At 62.4% G+C, this 2,011-nt stretch carries 2 protein-coding genes; both read left to right on the forward strand.

Going from position 1 to position 2,011, the window contains the following annotated elements:
* Window positions 1-63: 63 nt before the first annotated feature.
* A complete protein-coding gene (locus GRI48_RS14135; RefSeq protein WP_237451987.1) occupies window positions 64-363 on the forward strand; it encodes a hypothetical protein in 300 nt (99 codons plus the stop codon).
* Window positions 364-463: 100 nt separating this feature from the next.
* The gene (gene gorA, locus GRI48_RS14140) at window positions 464-1,813 is read left to right on the forward strand and encodes a glutathione-disulfide reductase (protein ID WP_160677669.1); all 1,350 of its coding nucleotides are present in this window, start codon (window positions 464-466) and stop codon (window positions 1,811-1,813) included.
* Window positions 1,814-2,011 lie beyond the last annotated feature (198 nt).

The raw sequence follows: 2,011 nt of genomic DNA on the forward strand, positions 1-2,011 counted from the left end.
TCAGGCCGCCCAGCAGGGCGACAACAACCGCCGGAACTCTAACTTAACCGGTGGACCACCCTAATGGGGCAGGTCACCGAGTTCGAGCGCCTGCCGCTGCCGGAGAATTTCCGGGCCGTGGTCGAAGGCGTCGGCCCTACCAAGCCGCCGCCGAAGCAGCCGCGCCAGCGCGTGCAGCCGAAGCCGAAAGGTGCGCGTCCGCAAGGCGAAGCGCCAAGGGACAACGCCCCCAAGCGCAAGCACCCGAACCGCAAGGGCAAGCCTGCGCATGGCGGCGCTCAGGGCAGGCCGGCTGGCGGCAATCGTCGGCGCGGCAACCGTCGCGGCAGGCCCGGTGGCCAGTCGCGCTCGGCCAGCGCGTAACGCATTCGCTACTCGATACGAAAGCATGTCTTGCCAGCTGTAACGGTTGGCAGGCGGCTTTCGTGCCGCCATATCGCCCTGACCAACTGCGGAGCGGCCCATGGCTGAAGACTACGACTACGACCTGTTCACCATCGGCGCCGGATCGGGCGGCGTGCGCGCCAGCCGTGTCGCCGCGTCGCATGGCGCAAGGGTTGCGGCAGCGGAAGAATTCCGGGTCGGCGGAACCTGCGTAATCCGCGGCTGCGTGCCGAAGAAGATGCTCGTCTATGGTTCGATGTTCGCTGAGGAGCTGGGCCATGCGCAGAACCTCGGCTGGACGATCGAAGGAAAGAGCTTCGGCTGGGCAACACTGCGCGATTTCGTGAACGCCGATGTCGACCGGCTGGAGGGGCTTTACGGCCAGACGCTCGCCAATCACGAGGTCGAGGTCTTTGCAGAGCGCGCGACCATCACCGGCCCGCATTCGGTCAGGCTCTCCAGTGGCCGCGAAGTCACTGCGAAATACATTCTTGTTGCCACGGGCGCGCGGCCTGCCATGCCGCAGTTTCCCGGTGTCGAACACTGCATCAGCTCAAACGAGGTCTTCCATCTCGCCCGGCAGCCGCAATGCCTGATGGTTGTCGGCGGCGGATATATCGCGATGGAATTCGCCGGGATTTTCAACGCGCTGGGGAGCGAGGTAACGGTGGTCAACCGGACCGACCGGATCCTGCGGTCCTATGACGAACAGATCGTCGATAGAATGCTCCATATCGCCATGGGGCGCGGGATCGATTTTCGCATGCACAGCCAGATCAAGTCGGTTGAGAAGGATGCGGATGGCTGCCTGCAGGTCGATCTGGGCGGCGCCCGGCCGGTCGCGGTCGACCAGATACTGATCGCCACGGGCCGTTCACCCAATACCGAAGGGCTGGGGCTCGAGAATGCAGCTATCGAACTGGGCAAGGGCGGAGAGATTCCGGTCGACGAATACAACCGCACAAGCTGCGACAGCATCTATGCCGTGGGCGACGTTACCGATCGTGTGCAGCTGACGCCGGTCGCAATCCGCGAAGGCCATGCCTTCGCCGATACCGTCTTTGGCGGAAAGCCGCGCACGATCGATTATTCGGCCATTCCCAGCGCCGTTTTCAGCCAGCCGCCGCTTGCAGGCGTGGGCCTGACCGAAGCAGAGGCGCGGCGCGTCCATGGCGACGTGAAGGTCTATTCCTCCGATTTCCGTCCGATGAAGAACATCTTCTCCGAACACCCCGAGCGCGGGCTTTATAAGATGATCGTCGACGAAACCTCCGAGAAGATCCTCGGCATCCACATGATCGGCCCCGAAGCGCCCGAGATCCTGCAGGTTGCAGCCGTGGCGGTTAAGGCCGGGCTGACCAAGCAGGCCTTTGACGACACTGTCGCCCTGCATCCGAGCATGGCCGAGGAACTAGTGCTGCTGAAATAGTGCAATTCGCCTGCTGCCAGGGCGCAAGAAGTCGACTAGCATTGTTCCCGACGGATGTTGGGGAAGGATGGGCATGAGTCGTCTTTATGATCAAAATCACCGCAAACTTCAGGATGAGTTCGGTGACCTTCCCCCAAGAAAGTGGTCCATTTTGAGAGTTAGAGAACCGGCTATTTACGGCTTGAAAGGAGCTGCTGA

Origin of the sequence: Qipengyuania oceanensis (assembly GCF_009827535.1) — a bacterium.
Taxonomy (GTDB): Bacteria; Pseudomonadota; Alphaproteobacteria; order Sphingomonadales; family Sphingomonadaceae; genus Qipengyuania_C; species Qipengyuania_C oceanensis.

Excerpts from the sequence above, each read along its gene's own strand:
- GRI48_RS14135 (WP_237451987.1), top strand. The coding sequence starts at position 64 with ATGGGGCAGGTCACCGAGTTCGAGCGCCTGCCGCTGCCGGAGAATTTC.
- gorA (WP_160677669.1), top strand. The coding sequence starts at position 464 with ATGGCTGAAGACTACGACTACGACCTGTTCACCATCGGCGCCGGATCG.